At 75.3% G+C, this 20,774-nt stretch carries 19 protein-coding genes and 1 riboswitch; of the genes, 10 read left to right on the forward strand and 9 right to left on the reverse strand.

The annotated features are described in order from the left end of the window. Positions 1-1,368, reverse strand: coding sequence for an AI-2E family transporter (locus ACLQ20_RS07045; protein ID WP_151457099.1), 1,368 nt, complete (start codon positions 1,366-1,368; stop codon positions 1-3). 88 nt (positions 1,369-1,456) lie between these two features. On the opposite strand from ACLQ20_RS07045, the gene ACLQ20_RS07050 reads away from it, so the two are divergent. Together ACLQ20_RS07050 and ACLQ20_RS07055 are read left to right on the forward strand one after the other, a co-directional pair. After that, positions 1,457-1,795, forward strand: a complete 339-nt coding sequence (locus ACLQ20_RS07050; protein WP_151457098.1) for a GroES family chaperonin — start codon at positions 1,457-1,459, stop codon at positions 1,793-1,795. A 100-nt stretch (positions 1,796-1,895) separates the two neighbouring features. Beyond that, entirely contained in the window at positions 1,896-2,063 is a 168-nt protein-coding gene (locus ACLQ20_RS07055; protein WP_165947924.1) for a hypothetical protein, read from the forward strand. A gap of 9 nt (positions 2,064-2,072) precedes the next feature. On the opposite strand, the gene ACLQ20_RS07060 is transcribed toward ACLQ20_RS07055, so the two are convergent. Next, the gene (locus ACLQ20_RS07060) at positions 2,073-3,563 is read right to left on the reverse strand and encodes a PrsW family intramembrane metalloprotease (RefSeq protein WP_358122771.1); all 1,491 of its coding nucleotides are present in this window, start codon (positions 3,561-3,563) and stop codon (positions 2,073-2,075) included. A 22-nt stretch (positions 3,564-3,585) separates the two neighbouring features. Further along, positions 3,586-3,705, forward strand: a riboswitch (SAM riboswitch). A 46-nt stretch (positions 3,706-3,751) separates the two neighbouring features. Between ACLQ20_RS07060 and ACLQ20_RS07065 the strand changes: the two genes are divergently transcribed. Then, on the forward strand, positions 3,752-5,032 hold the full coding sequence (locus ACLQ20_RS07065) for an aminotransferase class V-fold PLP-dependent enzyme (RefSeq protein WP_358122769.1): 1,281 nt from the start codon (positions 3,752-3,754) through the stop codon (positions 5,030-5,032). 133 nt (positions 5,033-5,165) lie between these two features. Here the strand turns inward: ACLQ20_RS07065 and ACLQ20_RS07070 are convergent, their stop codons facing one another. Further along, a complete protein-coding gene (locus ACLQ20_RS07070) occupies positions 5,166-6,104 on the reverse strand; it encodes a DMT family transporter (RefSeq protein ID WP_425854608.1) in 939 nt (312 codons plus the stop codon). Here ACLQ20_RS07070 and ACLQ20_RS07075 point away from each other — a divergent pair. Next, positions 6,103-7,494, forward strand: a complete 1,392-nt coding sequence (locus ACLQ20_RS07075) for a PLP-dependent aminotransferase family protein (RefSeq protein WP_327029767.1) — start codon at positions 6,103-6,105, stop codon at positions 7,492-7,494. The genes ACLQ20_RS07070 and ACLQ20_RS07075 overlap by 2 nt on opposite strands. A gap of 24 nt (positions 7,495-7,518) precedes the next feature. On the opposite strand, the gene ACLQ20_RS07080 is transcribed toward ACLQ20_RS07075, so the two are convergent. Continuing rightward, entirely contained in the window at positions 7,519-8,775 is a 1,257-nt protein-coding gene (locus ACLQ20_RS07080) for an FUSC family protein (protein ID WP_358122784.1), read from the reverse strand. Between the two features lie 74 nt (positions 8,776-8,849). On the opposite strand from ACLQ20_RS07080, the gene ACLQ20_RS07085 reads away from it, so the two are divergent. After that, positions 8,850-9,485, forward strand: a complete 636-nt coding sequence (locus tag ACLQ20_RS07085) for an HD domain-containing protein (protein WP_151457559.1) — start codon at positions 8,850-8,852, stop codon at positions 9,483-9,485. Here the strand turns inward: ACLQ20_RS07085 and ACLQ20_RS07090 are convergent. Further along, positions 9,482-9,775 carry a DUF4031 domain-containing protein gene (locus ACLQ20_RS07090; protein ID WP_151457562.1) on the reverse strand — a complete coding sequence of 98 codons (294 nt, stop codon included), beginning with the start codon at positions 9,773-9,775 and terminating at the stop codon, positions 9,482-9,484. The genes ACLQ20_RS07085 and ACLQ20_RS07090 overlap by 4 nt on opposite strands. 68 nt (positions 9,776-9,843) lie before the next feature. Between ACLQ20_RS07090 and ACLQ20_RS07095 the strand changes: the two genes are divergently transcribed. Beyond that, a complete protein-coding gene (locus ACLQ20_RS07095; RefSeq protein WP_151457560.1) occupies positions 9,844-11,244 on the forward strand; it encodes an FAD-binding oxidoreductase in 1,401 nt (466 codons plus the stop codon). Between the two features lie 85 nt (positions 11,245-11,329). Here the strand turns inward: ACLQ20_RS07095 and ACLQ20_RS07100 are convergent, their stop codons facing one another. Both ACLQ20_RS07100 and ACLQ20_RS07105 read right to left on the reverse strand, forming a co-directional pair. After that, positions 11,330-11,860, reverse strand: coding sequence for a hypothetical protein (locus tag ACLQ20_RS07100; protein ID WP_151457561.1), 531 nt, complete (start codon positions 11,858-11,860; stop codon positions 11,330-11,332). 89 nt (positions 11,861-11,949) lie between these two features. Continuing rightward, positions 11,950-13,767 (reverse strand): glycerol-3-phosphate dehydrogenase/oxidase, encoded by a 1,818-nt coding sequence (locus tag ACLQ20_RS07105; RefSeq protein ID WP_425854841.1) that lies wholly within the window; start codon positions 13,765-13,767, stop codon positions 11,950-11,952. Between the two features lie 78 nt (positions 13,768-13,845). Here ACLQ20_RS07105 and ACLQ20_RS07110 point away from each other — a divergent pair, with 78 nt between their 5' ends. Continuing rightward, positions 13,846-16,323, forward strand: a complete 2,478-nt coding sequence (locus tag ACLQ20_RS07110) for a S8 family serine peptidase (protein ID WP_425854610.1) — start codon at positions 13,846-13,848, stop codon at positions 16,321-16,323. Positions 16,324-16,344: 21 nt separating this feature from the next. Here the strand turns inward: ACLQ20_RS07110 and ACLQ20_RS07115 are convergent, their stop codons facing one another. Continuing rightward, positions 16,345-16,935, reverse strand: a complete 591-nt coding sequence (locus ACLQ20_RS07115; RefSeq protein ID WP_425854611.1) for a dienelactone hydrolase family protein — start codon at positions 16,933-16,935, stop codon at positions 16,345-16,347. Positions 16,936-16,998: 63 nt separating this feature from the next. On the opposite strand from ACLQ20_RS07115, the gene ACLQ20_RS07120 reads away from it, so the two are divergent. From ACLQ20_RS07120 to ACLQ20_RS07130, 3 genes are all read left to right on the forward strand, one after another. Then, entirely contained in the window at positions 16,999-17,613 is a 615-nt protein-coding gene (locus tag ACLQ20_RS07120; protein WP_425854612.1) for a helix-turn-helix domain-containing protein, read from the forward strand. A 175-nt stretch (positions 17,614-17,788) separates the two neighbouring features. Further along, positions 17,789-18,718 (forward strand): GNAT family N-acetyltransferase, encoded by a 930-nt coding sequence (locus ACLQ20_RS07125; RefSeq protein ID WP_425854614.1) that lies wholly within the window; start codon positions 17,789-17,791, stop codon positions 18,716-18,718. A 91-nt stretch (positions 18,719-18,809) separates the two neighbouring features. Continuing rightward, the gene (locus ACLQ20_RS07130; RefSeq protein WP_088998151.1) at positions 18,810-19,007 is read left to right on the forward strand and encodes a hypothetical protein; all 198 of its coding nucleotides are present in this window, start codon (positions 18,810-18,812) and stop codon (positions 19,005-19,007) included. A 59-nt stretch (positions 19,008-19,066) separates the two neighbouring features. Here the strand turns inward: ACLQ20_RS07130 and groL are convergent, their stop codons facing one another. Beyond that, positions 19,067-20,689, reverse strand: a complete 1,623-nt coding sequence (gene groL / locus ACLQ20_RS07135) for a chaperonin GroEL (RefSeq protein ID WP_151456693.1) — start codon at positions 20,687-20,689, stop codon at positions 19,067-19,069. Between the last annotated feature and the right edge of the window lie 85 nt (positions 20,690-20,774).

Raw genomic sequence — 20,774 nt, forward strand, 5'->3', positions numbered from 1 at the left:
TCAGGGCGCCTGGGAGGCGACGACGACGGCGTCGGGCGGGGTGTCCGGAACGGTGCGGGCGGCGAGCCGGCGGACGGCCGTGTTGAGCACGGCGATCAGCGGCACCGAGACCAGCGCGCCGGTGATCCCGGCGAGGACCACGCCGGCCGCGATGCCGATGATGACCGCGAGCGGGTGGATGGCCACCGCCCGGCCCATGATCAGCGGCTGGAGGAGGTGCCCCTCCACCTGCTGCACCCCGATCACGGCGCCCAGGATGATCAGTGCGGTCACCGGGCCGCTGTCGACCAGCGCGACCAGGACCGCGACGACGCCCGACAGGGTCGCACCGACGATCGGGATGAACGCGCCGAGGAAGACCAGCGCGGCGAGCGGGAAGGCGAACGGGATGTCGAAGATGACCAGGAAGACGCCGATGCCGACCGCGTCGATGAACGCGACCAGCACGGTCGCCCGGACGTAGGCGACCAGCGTCGCCCAGGACGCCCGCCCGGCGTCGTCGACCTTCCAGCGGGCGGCCACCGGCAGGAGCCGGACCAGGAAGCGCCAGATCTTGTTGCCGTCGCGCAGGAAGAAGAACGTGGCGAAGAGCACCAGCAGCGTGCCGGTCAGCACCTCAGCCAGCGTGGCGGCCGTGGAGAGGGCGCCGCTGGTGAACTTCTCGGTGTTGTTGTTGATCCACTTCTGGCCCTCCTCGATGTAGTTGTCGAGTTGGCCGTCGGAGAGGTGCAGCGGGCCGGTCTTCAGCCAGTCCTGGATCTGCCGGACGCCCTCGGAGGACTTCTTGCTCAGCTCCGGCACGCCCTGGATGAACTCGTTCACCACCAGGGTCAGCGTCCCGATCACCGCGGCCAGGCCGCCCACCAGCACCACCGCCGTCGCCATGGACCGGGGAAGGCGGGCCCGCAGCAGCCAGCCGACCGCCGGCGCGAGCAGCGCCGAGAGCAGCAGCGCGACGGCCAGCGGGATGACCACGATCCGGACGGTGCCGACGACCTTCAGCAGCGCCCAGGCCACGACGCCGATCACGATCAGCCGCCAGGACCACGCGGCGGCGATCCGCAACGCGTGCGGCACGTCCGCGTCGTCCCGGCTGGAGGTGGAGTTGTGCATCGCCCCGGGCGGCGGGGCGCCGACCACGGTCGCGGAGGGCGCCGCCACCGGGCCGGGGGACGTCGGCGAGGCCACGCCGGCCGACTCGGGGCCGTCGACCGGATCCGTACGGCGTGCCCGCGCCGCCTCCCGGCCCGACTCGTACGCGCGACGGAGCCGTCCGCGGATCTGCTCGAAGCGGCTCAAGCGCACCTCCTGGCATGAGACCGGCCCGCCCACGCCGGTGGGCGGACAGGATACGTCCGACGACGCCACCGTAGGGCAGGTCCGCCACACATTGCCCCCGGCCCCCGGCGCGTAACCGCCCACGGCCCGCCGACCGGGACACGGTAGCGTCTGCGGCGTGACCGCCGACGAGAATCTCGACTCCAAGCTGCCGATCCGCCTGCTGCACGACCGTGTGCTGGTGCGGATGGAGGGGAGCGAGGGTGAGCGACGCTCGACCGCCGGCATCGTGATTCCGGCGACCGCCGCCGTGGGCAAGCGGCTGGCCTGGGCCACGGCCGTGGGCGTGGGGCCGAACGTGCGCGCCATCGTCTCGGGCGACCGGGTCCTCTTCGACCCCGACGACCGCTCCGAGGTCGAACTGCACGGCCGCGGGTACGTGCTGCTGCGCGAACGCGACGTGCACGCCGTGGCCGCCGAGCGGGTCGAGAACGACTCCACCGGCCTCTACCTCTGAGCCCACCCCCGGCCCGCCCGCCCGGATGAGGGCGCCGGTGCCGTTTGCGTCGCCCCCCGCCGGGAAGCCAGCCGCATCACCGGCCCTGGGGAGGGACGCGATGCCGGTACTAGTGAAGAAGATTCTGCTCTGGGGGAGCGTCGCGTTCCTGATCTACTTCATGGCCTTCCGGCCGGAGGGCGCGGCGGAGATGTTCAAGGCGATCGGGGCGGGACTGATGGCGATGGCGCAGGGTCTCGGTGACTTCCTCACCAGCCTGATGACCTGACGACCGGGCTCAGGGGCCGCCGGGGTGCCACGGCGCCGGCGGCTGCTGGCCGTACCAGCCGGGCGGGCCGAAGCCGGCCGGCGGTGGCGGGGGCGGCGGGACGAGCACCACCGGGATCGGCACGACGGGCTCGTCCGGCGCCTCGACCGACCGCTGCGTGCCGTCCGGGAACCGCAGGTGGTAGCGGTGCCCGTCCCAGATGCCCGCCGGCACCTGCGGGTCCCGGCCCACGAAGAACGACCGGTACGCGCCGATCGCCTCCAGCAGCTCCCGTTCCTCCCGCGCGGTCCGCTCCCGGTCCGCCGGACGCCGGTCCAGGCCGCGCAGCGCGCCGTCGCGCAGCAGCGCCAGCCGGGTCGCCGCGAACTGGTAGCCGCGCATCGCCCTCAGCCCGCCGTCGCCGGCCACCCGCTTGGCCCACACCCGGGCCGCGTGCCGCCGCCCCAGGCTGCTCAGCGCCGCCACCTCCGGTGGGGTGAGCCAGCCCGCCCGCACGTAGTCCGGCAGCATCCGCTCGGTGAGCCGCCCCTCCCAGGCCCGGAGCCACAGGGCGAGCCCGACCATGGCGAAGAAGACCGGCACCATCACGCCGATGAAGCCGTACAGCATGATCAACGCCTGGCCGGTGGCCTGGGTGAGCGTCGGCAGCAGGTTCCACAGCCCGTGCAGCATCATCGCCAGCAGCAGGCCGGCGAGCGGGGCGAGCACCCGGACCCACCGGCTGGCGGTGCGCGCGGCGATGCCCAGCCCCACCCCCGTCATGGAGGTGAAGAGCGGGTGGGCGAAGCCGAAGAGCAGGATCCGGACGATGAAGATGGCGATGACCTGCTGGGTGCCGGTCGCCGGCCCGTACCGCTCCGCGCCGCTGGCGTAGCCGTGGCCGCCCAGGTAGAGGATGTTCTCCACCATGGCGAACCCGATCGCGGAAAGCCCGCAGTAGACCAGCGCGTCGGTGATCCCGGAGATCTCCCGCCGGCGGAAGATCAGCAGCAGGATCGGCCCGATGGCCTTGGTCAGCTCTTCGATGAACGGCGCGACCAGCACCGCGGTCAGCGCGGTCGGCAGCCCCCAGTCCTCGAACAGCCCGGCGGAGAACTCGTTGACGGTCAGCGACGCCGCGGTGGAGACGAACGCGCCCCAGGCGAAGCAGAAGATCAGGTACTTCAGGGGCTCCGGCTCGTAGCGGTCCAGCCAGAGGAAACAGGCCACCAGCACCGGAACCGGGAGGATCGCGGCGGCCACGCCGATCAGCAGCGCCTCGACGCCCAGGTTCTCGCCCAGCGTGAAGAGCATGAACAGCGCGCACGCCGCGATGAACAGGACGGCACCGGCCAGCACCAGGGCCCGACGCCACCCCAACCGACGCAGCGGCATCCCGGGCCCCGCCACACCGGGCGGCGGAACGGCGGGCGCGGTCGGCGACGGCGGCAGAGATGCGCCGGGCGGGGTGTCGGCCATGCGGTCAGCGTAGCCATCCCCGGCCGCCTGGTCCGGCCGCATTCACCCGGCTATGCTGCGGGCAGGTCACGAGCGCCAGCGTCAAGCCCCGGCTTGCTGGCCGGCAACCCTCGTCGAGTTCGCGGTGGGGTGCCCCGGGTGATGACCGGGCCCGGCCCGATCGCGTGCCGGGCAAGCGCGGACCCCGCCCGTGTGCGCCCACCCGGGGTCCCTGGACCCGGAGGTCGGCCATGACCGTCACCCTCGTACCCCCGCCCGCGCCGCAGCCGCCCGCCGTCGCCGACCCGCTCGACGTGCTCGGCGTACCCGGCCAGGTGAACCTCGACTACGCGGCCACCGCGCCCTGCGCGCGGGCCGCGGCCGACGCGGTGGCCGAGCTGCTGCCCTGGTACGCCAGCGTGCACCGCGGCGCCGGGGCGCTGTCGCGGCGCTGCACCCTCGCCTACGAGCGCGCCCGGCAGGCGGTCGGCGACTTCCTCGGCGCCCGCGCCGGCGACCACGTGGTCTTCACCCGCAACACCACCGACGCGCTGAACCTGCTGGCCCGGGCGCTGCCCGCCGGCACGACGGTGGTCACCTTCGGCGGGGAGCACCACGCCAACCTGCTGCCCTGGCCGCGTGGCTCGGTGCGGCTGCCGGTGCCCCCGGATCCCGCCGGGGCCCTCCGCGCGCTGGACGCGGCGCTCGGCGAGCTGCGCAGGCCGGACCCGTCGGGCCCCCGCAGCGCGCAGCAGGGCCCGCCCGTGCTGGTGGCGGTGACCGCCGCGAGCAACGTGACCGGGGAACGCTGGCCGGTGGCCGAGCTGGCCCGGGTGGCCCGGCGGCACGGCGCCCGGATCGCGGTGGACGCCGCGCAGCTCGCCCCGCACGCGCCGGTGGACGTCGCCGCCCTCGACGTCGACTACCTCGCGCTCTCCGGCCACAAGCTGTACGCCCCGTTCGGCGCGGGGGTGCTCGTCGGGCGCGCGGACTGGCTGGACGCCGCGCCGCCGTACCTGGCCGGCGGGGGCGCCACCAGCCACGTCGGGGCGGCCACCCACGACGTACGGTGGGCGACCGGCCCGGCCCGGCACGAGGCGGGCACCCCGAACCTGCTCGGCGCGGTCGCCCTGGCGGCGGTCTGCACCGCGCTCGCCGACGCGGACCGGGCCGCCCTGCACGACGCCGAGCAGGCTCTGCTGACCCGGCTGCGCGAGGGCCTCGCGGCCCTGCCGCACGTGCTGGAGCTGCGCATGTTCGGGCCGGCGGCGCCCCGGGTAGGGATCGTGTCGTTCGTGGTGGCCGGCCGGGACTCGACGCAGGTGGCGGCGGAACTCGCGGCGGCGTACGACATCGGGGTGCGCGACGGCCTCTTCTGCGCCCACCCGCTGGCCCGGCGGCTGCTGGACGAGGCGGCCGCCCGCAGCGGCCGGCGGGATCTGCCGCCGACCGCCCTGCGCGCCAGCATCGGCCTGGGCAGCACCACCGGGCACGTGGACCGGCTGCTCGCCGCCCTCGCCGCGCTGGCCTGACCGACCCGGGAGCACCCGCCGGCCCACTCCCGCAGGCTGAGCTGAGCGGTCGCCGGGGAGCCGTCGGCGACCGGGGCAGGTCAGGTCGGGGCGGTACGAGCCCCGCATCGCCCGGGGCGGGGCGCGTCCCCCGTCAGGCCTTCCCCACCGCGGGTGCCGGCGTGCGGTCGCGGATGCGCTGGATCAGCACCACACACGCCAGCACGGCCACCGCCGCCGCGATCGAGGCAGGGGTGACGGCCTCGCCGAGCAGCAGCGCCGACCAGGCCAGGGTGAGCACCGGCTGGGCGAGCTGGATCTGCCCGACCTGCGCGATGCCGCCCCGGGCCAGGCCCGCGTACCAGGCGAAGAAGCCCAGGAACATGGAGACCACGGTGAGGTAGCCGAACGCCGACCAGGCGACGGGGTCGGCGCGCGGCGGGGCGGCCACGGCGGCGACGACCATGACGGGAACGGTGACGGGCAGCGAGAGCAGCAACGCCCAGCAGATCGTCCGGGCGCCGCCCAGCTCGCGGGCGAGCGCGCCGCCCTCGGCGTACCCCAGGCCGCAGAGCACGACCGCCGCGAGCAGGAACAGGTCGGGCGGGGCGAGGGCCCCGCGTACCGCGCCGCTGGCGCCGAGGAAGGTGAGCACCGCCAGCAGACCGCCGGCGCTGGCGGCCCAGAACAGCGGCGGCGGTCGCTCGCCGGCCCGCAGCACCGCGAACACGGCGGTCATGGCGGGCAGCACGGTGATGACGACCGCGCCGTGCGCGGAGGTCTGGGTGATGAGCGCCAGCGAGGTGAACAGCGGGAAACCGACGACGACGCCGAGGGCGACGACCGCCAGCCGCCGCCACTGACCGCGCGTGGGCCGCGGGGCGCCGGTGGATCGCAGGTACGCCCATGCCAGCAGCGCCGCGCCGACGGCCCGGCCGAAGGCGACGAACCACGGGTCGAGCTGTTGCACGGCGACGCGGGTCGCGGGCAGCGACATGCTGAAGGCGAGCACGCCCAGCGCGCCGAGGGCGAGGCCGACCGTCCGGTCCGCCGTTACCGTGGTTCTGGCAGTAGCGCTACTGTTCCCGTTCATGAATGACGGTAACGCAGCCGACCGCGTCGCCCAAGACCTGCGCGGGCTTGCGGCTGCCGCGGATCCCGGCACGCGGCTGCCCTCGGTGCGCGAGCTGACCGCCCGGCACCAGGCCTCCCCGGTCACCGTCGCCGAGGCCATCCGCCAGCTCGTGGCCCAGGGAATGGTCGAGACGCGACCCGGCAGGGGCACCTTCGTGGCCGCCCCGCCACGCGAGTGGCGCGCCCCCGACCTCTCGTGGCAGACCGTGGCGCTCGGCCCCCGCCGGCCGGGCGAGGACGAGATGCAGGCGCTACTGGCGTTACCGCCCGCAGGAGCGATCCCGCTGTCCGGGGGCTACCTGGACGGCGAGCTGCAACCCGCCGCCGCGCTCGGGGCCGCGCTCACCCGCGCCGCCCGGCAGCCCGCGTCCTGGCAGCGCGGGCCGGCCGAGGGGCGCGAAGACCTGCGCGCCTGGTTCGCCCGCGAGGCCGGGGTCGGGCTGCGCGCCGAGGACATGGTGGTCTGCCCGGGCGGACAGGCCGCCCTGTCGTCCGCGCTGCGGGCGCTCGCCGCGCCCGGCGACACCCTGCTCGTCGAGTCACCGACCTACCTGGGCGCGCTGGCCGCCGCCCGGGCGGCCGGCCTCCGGGTGGTGCCCGTGCCCGCCGACGCCGACGGAGTACGCCCCGACCAGCTCGCCGCCGCGTTCGCCCGCACCGGCGCCCGGCTGTTCTACTGCCAGCCGCTGTACGCCAACCCGCACGGCGCGACGCTCGCGGAGGACCGCCGGGCCCGGGTCGCCGAGGCCGTACGCGACGCCGGGGCGTTCCTCATCGAGGACGACTACGCCCGCGACCTCACCATCGACGGCCAGGCCCCGCCGCCGCTGGCCGCCGACGACCCCGACGGGCACGTCGTCTACCTGCGCTCGCTGACCAAGTCGACCGCTCCCGGGCTGCGCGTCGCCGCGATCGGCGCCCGCGGCCCGGCCGGCGCCCGGCTGCGGGCGGCCCGGCTGCTCGACGACTTCTTCGTCGCCGGGCCACTGCAACAGGCCACGATCGAGTTCGTCACCACCCCGGCCTGGACGCGCCACCGCCGCGCCCTGCGCACCGCCCTGCGGACCCGCCGCGAGGCGCTGCTGACCGCGCTCCGCCGGCACCTGCCGGAGCTGGCCCGGCAGCCGGTCCCGCGCGGCGGCATGCACCTCTGGGTACGCCTGCCGGAGGGCACCGACGACGTCGCGCTGGCTGCCGCCGCGGCCGCCGAAGGCGTCGTCGTCCTCCCCGGCCGCCCCTGGTACGCCGCCGAACCCCCGGCCCCCCACCTCCGCCTCACCTACGCCGCCGCCCCGCCCGACCTCATGGACGAGGCCGTCCACCGCCTGGCCCGCGCCCTGCGGGCCTGACCGGGTCGACAAGGGTCCCCGGGGTCAGCCGAGCGGCGGGGCGGCGGGCGGCTTCGGGGCGTCGTCCCGCTCCCCCTCGCCGTCCGACCGGTCCTGGTCGCCGAAGGACTGCCGGACCCCGCGGTTCGCCTCCTCCTGGCTGATGCCGGAGGCCACCATCAGGTCGCTGGCGGTGGTCCGCACCTGCGCGATCACCACGCTGCCGGAGAAGCCGACCCCGTCGGCGTACGCCCGGCCGGCCTCGCTGACCGCGCGCAGCGCCCGCTCCCGTGCCTGCTCCGGCTCCTCGCCGACGGCGAACTCGTGCTTGAGCAGGCGGACCGACTCGGCGAGATGGGCCACCGCGTCGGGCATCGTCTCCGGGATGGGCTCCTCGTCCTCGATCAGGGTCACCGCGCGCCGGGTCAGCGTGCCGGCGTTGCGCATCGCCCGGTCGATCGGGTCGGCGGCCTCGGCGTAGTGGGTGAGCTCGTCCCGCCGGTGCCACCGGGCCGGCGAGAGCATGGCGGTCTCCTTCGCCCCCTCGATGGCCTCGGTGAAGGCGGCCAGCTCCTCCTGGTTGTTGCGGAGCCGGTCCAGGGCCCGCTGGGCCTTGTCCCGGTCCCGGTCCCGCAGGGCGTCCGCGGCCATGTCGAGCTGGGCGGCGAGCAGGTCCAGGGCCGGCCGGGCGGCCCGGTTGATGACCCGCAGCGGATTGAGCGGCAGCAGGACCGCGGTGACCAGCAGGGCGATGCCGCCGCCGACGAACGCGTCGATGAACCGGGGGATCTCCAGGTTCTCGGTCGACGGGCTGAGCGTGACGATCAGCACCGCCGTGGCCGCCGCCTGGATGACGATGGCCACGCTGGCGCCCGCGAAGATGGTCAGCACGATGGCCAGGGTGACCACCAGGCCGAGCTGCCACGGACCGGTGCCGAGCAGGTAGATGAGGAAGTCGCCGACGGCCACCCCGATCGCCACCCCGACGATCAGCTCCACCGTACGACGGAACCGCTGGCCGACCGAGGCGGCGAGGGTGCCGACCGCGGAGATCGGCGCGAAGACCGGTTGCGGGTTGCCGAGCAGCTCGTGCGCCGCCAGCCAGGACAGTCCGGCGGCGAGGCCCGCCTGCACGGCGAGGCCCATCGCCATCCGCAACCGGTGCAGGCGGTCGTGCAGGGTGACCTTGCTGCGGTGCCGCAGGGTCTCCACGGCTCGGGCGACCCGGGCCGTGTCGAGCTCCTTCCCCCGGTCGCGCAATATGGCGCGTCGCACCAGTGAGGATCGACGGTCCCGGGCCACGGCCATGGCGGGGACTACCCGTGGCGCGCCGGGTGAATCCTCGGCGGCGACGGCGGTAGGGCAGACTGGGCCGGGTGGCCGATCTTCTCGACCGGTGGCGGGCCGCGGCCCGGGGCGCCGGGATGACCGACGCGGCGGAGCTGAGCCGGGTCGGCGAGGACCTGCTGGCCCGCTGGCGGGAGCCGCACCGGCACTACCACGACGCCGACCACCTGGCGGCCGTCCTCGACGTGGTCGACGCCCACGCGCCGGCCGCCGGGCGGCCGGACCTGGTGCGCCTCGCGGCCTGGTGCCACGACGCCGTCTACGACCCGCGCGCCGGGGGCGACGCCAACGAGCGCGACAGCGCGGCGCTCGCCGGGACGCTGCTCACCCGGGCGGGCCTGCCGGCCGACGCCGTGGCCGAGGTGCGCCGGCTGGTGCTGCTCACCGCCGGGCATGCCGTGGAGCCGGGCGACGCCGACGGTGCGCTGCTCTGCGACGCCGACCTCGCCGTCCTGGCGGCGCCGCCCGAGGCGTACGACCGCTACGCCGCGGCCATCCGACGGGAGTACGCGCACGTGCCCGAGCCCGACTTCCGGGCCGGCCGCGCCCGGGTGCTCGCCGGGCTGCTCGCCCTGCCGGCGCTGTTCCGGCTGCCGCCGCTGGCACGGCGCTGGGAGCCCCGGGCCCGCGCCAACCTGACCCGCGAGATGTCCACGCTCCGCTAGCCCCCCGCACCCACCTCCACCCCACGCGGGCGGGCCAGGTGCTTGGGGCGGCGCAGCCCGGCCTGCCGGAGCAGGCGCACCAGCTCCCGGCTCGGCACCACCCGGGCGCCCAGCCAGACTGCCATCGCGAACCGGTCGGCCGGGATGTCGTAGTGGTCCCGGTCGAACCCCCGGCGGGGCACGCCCAGCATCTCGGCGAAGGCGTGCAGCTCGGCGGGGGAGACGTCGCTGATCAGGTGGGACCAGAGCCGCCCCCGCCACGGCCAGGCGGGCCGGTCCAGGTAGAGCATGTCGGCCAAGGTACCCCGCACCGGGGACCGGTTGGTGATCGCGCGGGACCGACCGTAGCCTCGGCGACATGGCCGGATCCCCCCTCCTCGACGACCTGCGGGCGGCGCTCGGCGACGACGCCGTCCTCACCGACCCGGACCTGTTGCGGATGCACGAGCGGGACGAGGCCGACCTCTGCGCCGCCGGTACGCCCCTGGTCGTGGTCCGTCCCCGCACCACCGCACAGGTGGCCGCCGCGCTGCGGGCGGCCGCGCGGCACGGCGTACCGGTGGTGCCGCAGGGGGCGCGCACGGGGCTGGCCGGCGCCGCCAACGCCGTCGACGGCGCGATGGTGGTCAGCATGGTCGCGATGGACGCCGTGCTGGAGATCGACCCGGTGAGCCGGATCGCCGTGGTGCAGCCCGGCGTGGTCAACGCGACGCTCGCCGCCGCCGTGGCGAAGCAGGGGCTGTGGTATCCGCCCGACCCGGGCTCGTGGGAGTCGTCCACGATCGGCGGGAACGTCGCCACCAACGCGGGTGGCATGTGCTGCGTCAAGTACGGCGTCACCACCGAGTACGTGCTGGGCCTGGAGGTGGTACTCGCCTCCGGCGAGGTGCTGCGCACCGGCCGGCGTACCGCCAAGGGGGTGGCCGGGTACGACCTCACCCGGCTCTTCGTCGGCTCCGAGGGCACCCTCGGGGTAATCACCGAGGTGACCGTGGCGCTGCGGCCCGCACCGGCACAGTCGCTGACCATGGTGGCGGTCTTCCCGTCCACCGCCGCCGCCGGCGCGGCCGTCGCCGAGATCGCCGCCCGGGGGCTCTCCCCCAGCCTGCTGGAGCTGCTCGACCGGACGCACCTGCGGGCGATCGAGGCGTACCGCCCGATGGGCCTGCGGACGGACGCCCAGGCGCTGCTGCTGGCCGCCGCCGACACCGGCTCCCGCGCGGCCGACGATCTGGCGGGCCTGGCCGCGGTCTGCGAGGCGGCCGGCGCCGACGAGGTCTACGCGGCCACCGACGCCGTGGAGGCGGCGGCCCTGTTGCAGGCGCGCCGGCTCGCGCACCCGGCGATGGAGAAGTTCGCGGCGGAGACCTACCCGGGCGGCAACGGCGGCCTGGTCATCGACGACGTGGCGGTCCCCCGGGGCGCGTTGGCGGCGCTGCTCGACGGGGTGGCCCGGATCGCGGTGGAGTGCGACGTGCCGATCGGCGTGGTCGGCCACGCCGGCGACGGCAACATGCACCCGAACATCGTGGTGGACCGGGCCGACCCGGCGAGCCTCGAACGCGGCCGGCGCGCGTTCGACGAGATCATGCGCCTCGGCCTCGAACTGGGCGGCACCTGCACCGGCGAGCACGGCGTGGGCCTGCTCAAGCGCGACTGGCTGGCCCGCGAGATCGGCCCGGTGAGCCTGCGGGTGCACCAGGCGATCAAGGCCGCCCTGGACCCGGCCGGCCTGCTCAACCCCGGCAAGGTCCTCTGACGGGCGCGGCGCGACGGCCTTCCGCCGGCCCGAGGTCCGGACGCCGGTGGCGCCGGTCCCGGAGCCTCCGCCGGGAGCGCGGCCGTCAGGCGGTCATCTCGGCCGGGGTGGCCTGGGTGAGCAGCAGCAGGATCTCGTTGGCGATGGGCGGGTGCTCCTCGCCCGGGCAGTCCTGCGACGTGACCAGGCCGGTCGAGGTGAGCAGGCTGGAGGTCAACGCGTCGATGCAGGTGACCTGGTAGCGCCGGACCTGGTCGGTCTCCTTCGCCAGGCCCGGGTCGGCTAGCAGCTTCTGGAGCCGGGCGACGTGTTCCGGGCCGAGCACCCCGGTCGACGTCACGCCGTCGCCGGCGCAGTCGACACACTCCCACCTGCCGTCCGGTTCCACCTTGAGCGTGCGCAGCGGGCCGTCCGTGCCGACCCGCTGGAGGAGGCTGACCTCGCCCTTTCCGGCGGTCGCCGCACCGCCGGGCCCCGGCTGCGACAGCCCGGTGCCCGCCGGACCCGGCGCGGGCACGTCGTCGGCACTTCCGGGCAGCGAGCAGCCGGCGAGGGCGGCGGCCAACAGGGCGGCCACGGACACGCGGACCGGACGCAACCAGGAAGCGGAGGGCACGGGCCGGAACCTATCCCACCGTGGGTGAGGGCCGTAACCGCTCTCCGGGGTGGGGCGGGCGAATGTAGGGGTGACCGGGGCCGGGCCGGTCAGCGGGACGAGGACGGCAGTTCGGCCTGGTCGTCGTCCACGCCGCGGTCCGCCGCGAAGCCCCGTACGTCGGGCGCACCGAGCCGGGCGGCGTCGGCGGTGGCGTCGTCGGGCATCAGCTGGGACTCGCGTTCCGCCTCGACCCGGGCACGGTAGTGCTCCACCTCGCGGGCCCGGGTGGCCTCGTCCCAGCCGAGCACCGCGCCCATCAGCTCGGCCGCGTGGCCCGCCGACTCCAGGCCCCGGTGCGCCGTCTCGAAGGAGATCCGGGTCCGCCGGGTGAGCACGTCCTCCAGGTGCAGCGCCCCCTCGGCCCGGGCCGCGTACGTCACCTCGGCGGCCAGGTACTCCGGTGCGCCGGCCAGCGGGGAGGCCAGCAGCGGGTCCGCGTCGATCAGCGCGAGCAGGTCGCGGGTGAGGGTGCCGTAGCGCTCCAGCAGGTGCTCGACCACCCCGACCGGCATCCCGTGCCGGCGGGCGAGGTCCGCCCGGTCCCGCCACGTCGCCGGGTAGCCGTCGGCGCCGAGCAGCGGCAGGTCGGCGGTGCGGGAGGGGCGTACGGCGCCGAGCCGGTGGGCGGCCCGGTCGACCACGTCGGAGGCCATCACCCGGTACGTCGTGTACTTGCCGCCCGCGACCAGCAGCAGCCCGAGCATCGGCTCGAAGACGGCGTGCTCGCGGGACAGCTTGGAGGTGGAGTCCGCCTCGCCGGCCAGCAGCGGCCGCAGCCCGGCGTAGACGCCCTCGATGTCGGCCGTCGTGAGCGGCCGGTCGAGCACCGTGTTGACCTGGTCCAGCAGGTATTCGATGTCCCGGGCGGAGGCCGCCGGGTGGGACCGGTCCAGCCGCCAGTCGGTGTCGGTGGTGCCGATGATCCAGTGCCCGCCCCACGGGATGACGAAGAGCACGCTGGTGGTCGTACGCAGGATCAGCCCGGCCTCGCCGGTGATCGCCGAGCGGGGCACCACCAGGTGCACGCCCTTGGAGGCCCGGACGCGGATGCCGGGGCGCAGCCCGACGTCGTTCAGCATCCGCGACATGTCGTCGCTCCACACCCCGGTGGCGGCGATGACGGTGCGGGCGCGTACCTCGAACTCGGCGTCCGGGGAGCCGGCGGGTGCCTCCAGGTCGCGGACCCGGACGCCGGTCACCTCGCGGGCCTGCCGGATGAGCCCGACCGCCCGGGTGCTGTTCACCACGGTCGCGCCGAGGCTGGCCGCCGTGCGGGCCAGGGTCACCACCAGCCGCGCGTCGTCGACCTGCCCGTCGTAGTAGCGGATCGCGCCGGCCACCGCGTCGGCGCGCAGGCTGGGGAAGACGCGGCGGGCGCCCTCGCGGGTCAGGTGCCGGTGCAGCGGCATGCCGCGCCCGCCGCCGAAGACCCCGGCGAAGGCGTCGTACGCCGCCACGCCGGCGCCGTAGTAGGAGCGGCGGAACACCCGGGCCGGCAGGCCGCGTACGCCCCGCCCGTCGGGCAGCGGGACCAGGATGGGCACCGGCCGGACCAGGTGCGGGGCCAGCCGGGTGGCGAGCAGCCCGCGCTCGGTGAGCGCCTCGTGCACCAGGTGGAACTCCAACTGCTCCAGGTAGCGCAGGCCCCCGTGGATGAGCTTGCTGGAGCGGCTGGAGGTGCCGGCGGCGTAGTCGCGCGCCTCCACCAGGGCCACCTTCAGCCCTCGCGAGGCGGCGTCCAGGGCGGCACCCGCCCCGGTCGCACCACCGCCGATGACCAGCACGTCGAAGCGTTCGGTGCGCAGGCGGCGCAGGTCGGCGGCCCGGCGCTCGGGGGAGAGCTGGCCGGCCTTCGTTCGGGACACGTTGGGGTCACGCACCCGTCCACGGTAACCGCCGCCGCCACCCGGCGGGACAGCCCGTCCGCGCCGTACTGTCTGGGGATGGAGGTCGGCCCCCCGTTCCCCGCTGGTCAACCCGCTCCAAGGCCGTTGGCCACGCCGGGCCCGCCGAGCCCCTGGGCGGTGGTGGCGGCGGCGGTGACCGGCTGCTGGACGGTCGGGCTCGTCGTCGTCGGCCAGCTCGGCGGCTGGCTGGCCGACCAGGTCCTGCTGGCCTCCGGGCTGGACCGCGTGGTCTGGCTCTGGCCGGCGACGGTGCTGTTCACCGTGCTGCTGGTCGGGGCGCCCGCGCTGACGCTGGCCCTGCTGCCCCGCTCGGCGGCGGTCCGCACCACCGGCCGGACCTGGCTGGCGGCGGCGCTCGCGCTCGGCGCGCTGGGGCTGCTCCGGGCGATGCCGCCGGTGCACCACGAGGCGTACCTCGCCGCGCTGGCCGCCACGGCCGGCCTGGCCGCCCTCGTCCTGCGGGCGCTGGCCCGCCGCGCGGCGGTCGCGACCCCCCGGGTGCCCGCGTCGGCCGCCCCGCCCTGGGCACCCGCGTCGGCCGCCCCGCGCCGGGCGCCCACGTCGGCCGCCACGCTGCTCGGGGTGGCCGGCGGGCTGGCGCTGCTGCTGCCCTGGGCCTGGCTGGGCGCCCTCGGTGGGCTGCTGGAGACGGTGCTCGCCGGGGTCGCCGCTGCCGCGCTCGGCGTGCTGGCCGGGGCGCTGCTGGACGACGCCTTCTGGTCCCGCTTCACCGTCGGCGAACCGCCCCGGCCGACCCGGTTGGTGCTGGTCGGCGGGCTGGTCGCCGGGGTCGCGCTGCTGCTGCTCGCCGCCGGGGTCGGCCAGTCCGGGGCCCAGCTTCCTCTGCTGCTGATCCTGCCGCCGGCCGGCTTCGCGCTGGCGGCCCTGCACGCGGCGGCCCGCCGCCCTGCCCCGACCGGGCGACCGGGGACGGGCGCCCTGCGGCCCGCGGCCCGTTGGCTGGTCGGGCTCGGCGTGCTCGGCCCGCTGGCCTTCACCGATCCCGAGGAGATCACCCTCCTCCTGGCCAGCACCCGCGACGTGCCGTTCTGGGTGGCCGCCGCCGCCGGCGCCGGGCTCGCCGTCGCGGTCGTCCTCGCCGTGACGTACGGCGTGCTGCTGGGCCGGGGCCGGCGGCCGAGCCGGCGGGTGGCCGGGGTGACCGCCGCCGCGCTGCTGCTGGCGGTCGGCGCGGTGGCCGTCGGCGCGGGGCAGCCTGGCCTGCACGGCGAGCGGCTGTTCGTGGTGCTCCGCGAGCAGGCCGATCTCGCCGGCGTCCCGGCGACGACCGGTCGGGCCGGCCGGGACGCCCGGGTCGCCGAGGTCCACCGGCGGCTGGTCGCGACCGCCGAGCGGACCCAGGCCGACCTGCGCCGGGACCTGCGCCGGCTGCGGCTCGACCACACCCCCTACTACCTCGTCAACGCCGTCGAGGTGGACGGCGGGCCGGCGGTACGGGCCTGGCTGTCGCGCCGTCCTGAGGTCGCCCGGGTGCTGGTCAGCCAACGGGTGCGACCGCTGCCCGCGCCGGCCGGCCGCAGTCGCGGCACCGCGCCCGCGCCCGCCGGCCCCGAGTGGAACGTCCGGATGCTCGGTGCGGACCGGGTCTGGTCCCAGCTCGGGGTGGACGGCTCCGGGATCGTGGTGGGCAGCTCGGACTCGGGCGTGGACGGCGGGCATCCCGCGCTGGCGGGCGGCTTCCGGGGCGGCGACGACTCCTGGCACGACCCGTGGAACGGCACCCGGGCGCCGACCGACCAGGGCGGGCACGGCACCCACACGACGGGCAGCGCGGTGGGCCGGGGCGGCATCGGGGTCGCCCCGGGCGCCCGGTGGGCCGGCTGCGTCAACCTGGACCGCAATCTCGGCAATCCCGCGTACTACCTCGACTGCCTCCAGTTCATGCTGGCGCCCTTCCCGGTGGGCGGGGACCCGTTCAGCGACGGGCGCCCGGCACGCGCGCCGGACATCCTCACCAACTCGTGGGGCTGCCCGGCGCTCGAAGGCTGCGACCCGGGCGTGCTCGGGCCGGCCACCGCCGCCCTGGACGCCGCCGGCGTCATGGTGGTGGCAGCGGCCGGCAACACCGGGCCGTACTGCGGCTCGATCGACGACCCGCCCGCCCCGTACGCGGACGTGCTGACCGTCGGCGCGGTCGACCGGCAGCGCAAGGTCACCCTCTTCTCGTCGCGGGGACCGGTGCCGGGGGCGGCCAAGCCGGACCTGGTCGCGCCCGGCGACGAGGTGCTGTCGGCGATGCCGGGCGGCGGGTACGCCGTCCTGAGCGGCACCTCGATGGCGACGCCGCAGGTGGCCGGCGTGGTGGCGCTGATGTGGTCGGCCAACCCGGCGCTGGTCGGCGACCTGCCCCGCACCCGGCAGATCCTGCGGGACACCGCGACCCCGGCCGTGGCCACGTACGCCGCCCGGACGCAGACCTGCGGGGGCGACCGGAACATCACCGGTGCCGGCCTGGTCGACGCGTACGCCGCCGTCCAAGCCGCGCGGGGGTGAGGGTCGGCGCGGAGCGCCGGTTCACCCCAGCCGGTCGAGGAACTCCCGCGAGCGCCGCAGCACCAGTGCCGTGGCCTCCGCGTCGTACGACGGCAGCGTGCTGTCGGCGAACAGGTGCTGGTCGCCCGGGTAGACGAACAGCTCGCCGAGGTCGGGGCCGACGATGCCGACCAGCTCGCGGGCGGCTTCGATGTCGCCCTCCAGGGCGAAGAACGGGTCGGCGTCCATACCGTGGATCTGCACCGGAACCCCGGCGGGCCAGGGGCCGACGGCCCATTCGCCGGTGACGGGCAGGCAGGATTCGTAGAGCAGCGCGCCACGGGCGCCGGGCCGGGTCTGGGCGAGCCGCTGGGCGGTGGCGGCGCCCCAGGAGAAGCCCGCGTGGACCAGCCCGTCGGGCAGCTCGGCCACGGCCCGGTCGGCGCGCTCGCGCAGCACCTCACGCCCGATGCGTTTCGTGAGCGCGAAGCCCTCGTCGAGGGTCGCCGGGCGTTCACCGTCGAACAGGTCGGGGGTGTGCACGGTGTGCCCGCCCGCCCGCAACTGTTCGGCGAACTCGCGCAGCCCCTCGGTGAGCCCGTGCAGATGGTGGAACAGGACCACGTCGGCCATCTCTACACTCCTGTCAACAGACGACAACGATCGAATGATCCATGATTCTAGAACGGTCGAGAAATGTCGAGCAATGAGCGGATCCCGGACTACGACCTCGACGAGCTGCTCGTGGTCACCGCGCCCGCGCAGCTTCGCGCGCTGGCCGATCCCCTGCGCGCCACCCTCCTGGAGCTGCTCCTGGAGCGGGCCGCCACGGTGACCGAGCTGGCCCGGGCGGTCGACCGGCCGAAGAGCAGCGTCGCCTACCACGTGACCGCGCTCGTCGACGCCGGCCTGCTCAAGGTGGTGCGGACCCGGCGGGTGCGGGCGATCGACGAGCGGTACTACGGCCGGGTCGCCCGCACGCTCTACATCGGCGCGCTCACCCGTCCCGAGGACAGACAGGTCGCGACCGCCGTCAACGGGCTCGCGGAGGCCGTCGCCGAATCGGCCGCCGCCCACGCCGCCGACGACCTGCGCTGCACCCTCGTGCACGCCCGCATCCCGATCGAGGAGGTACGCGCGTTCTGGGCCGAGGTGCAGGCGCTGGCCCGCCGCTTCGCCCAGATCCCCCGGTCCGGCGACCAGGTGTACGGGTTCGTCGCCGGCCTCTACCCCACCGACGCGCCGACCCTTCCCGAGCGCGAGCCCGACCCGAAGCCCGAGCCCGAGCCGAAACCCGGGCCGGCCGGCTGAGGCGATCGAGTCGGTCGCGGCACGCCACGGCGGACCGACGTGGACGAGCCCTCGCCGCACGTGGACTGGTCGCCGGCGTGGTCCGCCGGCCGGGCGGCGCCAACGGGGGCTCTTCCCAGGCGCCAGCAGGGGCTCTGCTTAACAGAAGCGCTCCGGTGACCTAGGGTCGGCGTCCATGGACCTGAAGATCGTCGAGCTGGGACCCGACCGGCGGCCCGCCGTGGTGGAGCTCTGCGGGCGGGCACTGGACCTGCCGGAGGACGCGGCCGAGGCGCCGGCCGTCGTGGACACCCTCTGGGCGCGGGCCGCCGCCCACCGCCCGGTGTTCGCGTGGGGCGCGCACCGGCAGGGGCGCCTCGTCGGTGTGCTCATCGGCTCCCTCGCCGCCGGCGACGGCGACGCCCGTGGTCACGTCGACCTGGTCGCGGTGGCACCGGAGGAGCGGCGACACGGTGTCGCAAGGGCCCTGCTGGCGACCGCCGAGGCGCGGCTCGCCGAGCTCGGCGCGGTGGAGGTCCTGCTCGCCGGGAATCCGCCGTCCTACGCCTGGCCCGGGATCGACGTGCGCTACACCCCGGCGGTCTGCGCCGCGCTGGCGCTCGGCTACCGGCAGGACCGGACGGCGTGGAACATGACCGCCGACCTGTCGTACGACGGCTCGCCCGCGCTGCGCCCGACGCAGCCGGCGGAGGCGCGGCTGGCCGGGCAGGGCGTCACGGTCCGGCGCGCCGAGGCGGGTGACCTGCCGGCGCTGGCGGAGTTCGCCCGCGCCACCTTCGGCGGGGCCTGGGACGCCGAACTGGCCGGCTCGGTGGGCCGGGAGGGGGCGGGCTGCCACCTGGCCGAGCGCGACGGCGTGGTGCTCGGCTTCGCCGCGTACGGGTCGTCGCGGCCGAGCTGGTTCGGCCCGATGGGCACCGCCCCGGCGGCCGAGGGTTCGGGGATCGGCGGGGTGCTGCTGCGCCGCTGCCTGCGCGAGCAGCGGGCGGCGGGCGTGACGGCTGCGCAGATCGGCTGGGTCGGGCCGGTCCCGTTCTACTCGGGCAGCGCGGGTGCCCGGATCGAGCGCGTCTTCTTCCTGTACCGCAGGACGCTCGGCGACTGACAACGGGGCGAACGGGATATAGACCCTCATAACGCCATTCGCCCGCATTGGTGATCGTCGCGCCCTACCGTTTCCGGTAGAGGAGGCAGCCATGACCACGGACGACGAACGCCCCGGCCCGTTGCCGTTCGACCGGCTCGACTACGGCGACGCCGAGCAGCAGGCGGAGATGGCCGGCGTCGACGAGCCGGCCGACGAGCCGGTGACGCTGGTCGACGAGCCGGTGCAGATCCCGCAGCCGTACGACCGGGCGCAGAAGAGACGCAACCAACGGCCACTGCCGACGTGACAGCGCAAGGGGCGGACCGCTGACGCGGCCCGCCCCTCACGGCGTTGTCGGAGCTGGACTCAGAAGTCCATGTCCCCGCCACCCGGACCAGCCGGGGCGGCCGGGGTCTTCTCCGGCTTGTCCGCCACGACGGCCTCGGTGGTGAGGAAGAGCGCCGCGATCGACGAGGCGTTCTGCAGCGCCGAACGCGTCACCTTGGCCGGGTCGATGATGCCCGCGGCCAGCAGGTCGACGTACTCGCCGTTGGCGGCGTTGAGGCCGTGACCCGGGTTCAGGTTACGGACCTTCTCCACCACGACGCCGCCCTCGAGGCCGGCGTTGACGGCGATCTGCCGCAGCGGGGCGTCCAGCGCGACCTTGACGATGTTCGCACCGGTCGCCTCGTCGCCGACCAGGTCCAGCTTGTCGAAGGCGGTCTTGCCGGCCTGCACCAGCGCGACGCCACCACCCGGGACGATGCCCTCCTCGACGGCGGCCTTCGCGTTGCGGACGGCGTCCTCGATGCGGTGCTTGCGCTCCTTGAGCTCGACCTCGGTGGCCGCGCCGACCTTGATCACCGCGACGCCGCCGGCCAGCTTGGCCAGCCGCTCCTGCAGCTTCTCGCGGTCGTAGTCGGAGTCGCTCTTGTCGATCTCGGCCCGGATCTGGTTGACCCGGCCCTGGATCTGCTCGGCGTCGCCGGCACCGTCGACGATGGTGGTCTCGTCCTTGGTCACCACGACCTTGCGGGCGCGGCCCAGCATGTCGAGGCCGACGGCGTCCAGCTTGAGGCCGACCTCCTCGCTGATGACCTGGCCACCGGTGAGGATGGCGATGTCGGCCAGCATGGCCTTGCGGCGGTCACCGAAGCCCGGCGCCTTGACGGCGACGGACTTGAAGGTGCCCCGGACCTTGTTGACGACCAGGGTCGCCAGGGCCTCGCCCTCGATGTCCTCGGAGATGATCAGCAGCGGCTTGCCCGACTGCATGACCTTCTCGAGGATCGGGAGCAGGTCCTTGACCGACGAGATCTTGCTGTTGACGATCAGGAGGTAGGGGTCGTCGAAGACGGCCTCCATGCGCTCCGGGTCGGTCATGAAGTAGGCCGAGATGTAGCCCTTGTCGAAGCGCATACCCTCGGTGAGCTCCAGCTCCAGCCCGAAGGTGTTGCTCTCCTCGACGGTGATGACGCCTTCCTTGCCCACCTTGTCCATCGCCTCGGCGATGATCTCGCCGACGCTGGTGTCACCGGCGGAGATGGAGGCGGTGGAGGCGATCTGCTCCTTGGTCTCGACGTCCTTGGCGAGCTTGAGCAGCTCCTCCGAGACGCTGGCCACGGCGGCCTCGATGCCCCGCTTCAGGGCCATCGGGTTGGCACCGGCGGCCACGTTGCGCAGGCCCTCGCGGACCAGGGCCTGGGCCAGGACGGTCGCCGTCGTCGTGCCGTCACCGGCGACGTCGTCGGTCTTCTTCGCGACCTCCTTGACCAGCTCGGCGCCGATCTTCTCGTAGGGGTCCTCGAGCTCGATCTCCTTGGCGATGCTCACACCATCGTTGGTGATGGTGGGGGCACCCCACTTCTTCTCGAGGACGACGTTGCGGCCCTTGGGGCCGAGGGTCACCTTCACGGCGTCGGCGAGCTGGTTCATGCCCCGCTCGAGGCCGCGGCGCGCCTCTTCGTCGAACGCGATCATCTTGGCCATACGGCGTTGTCCTCCTGGACACTCACGGGCCACCCGGAGTGTGTGTCCCGGATGGGCCGCCTGGTGTACGCACCTTGGGACGTCG

The sequence above is a fragment of the Micromonospora sp. DT46 genome (assembly GCF_049841735.1).
GTDB classification, from domain to species: domain Bacteria; phylum Actinomycetota; class Actinomycetes; order Mycobacteriales; family Micromonosporaceae; genus Micromonospora; species Micromonospora reichwaldensis.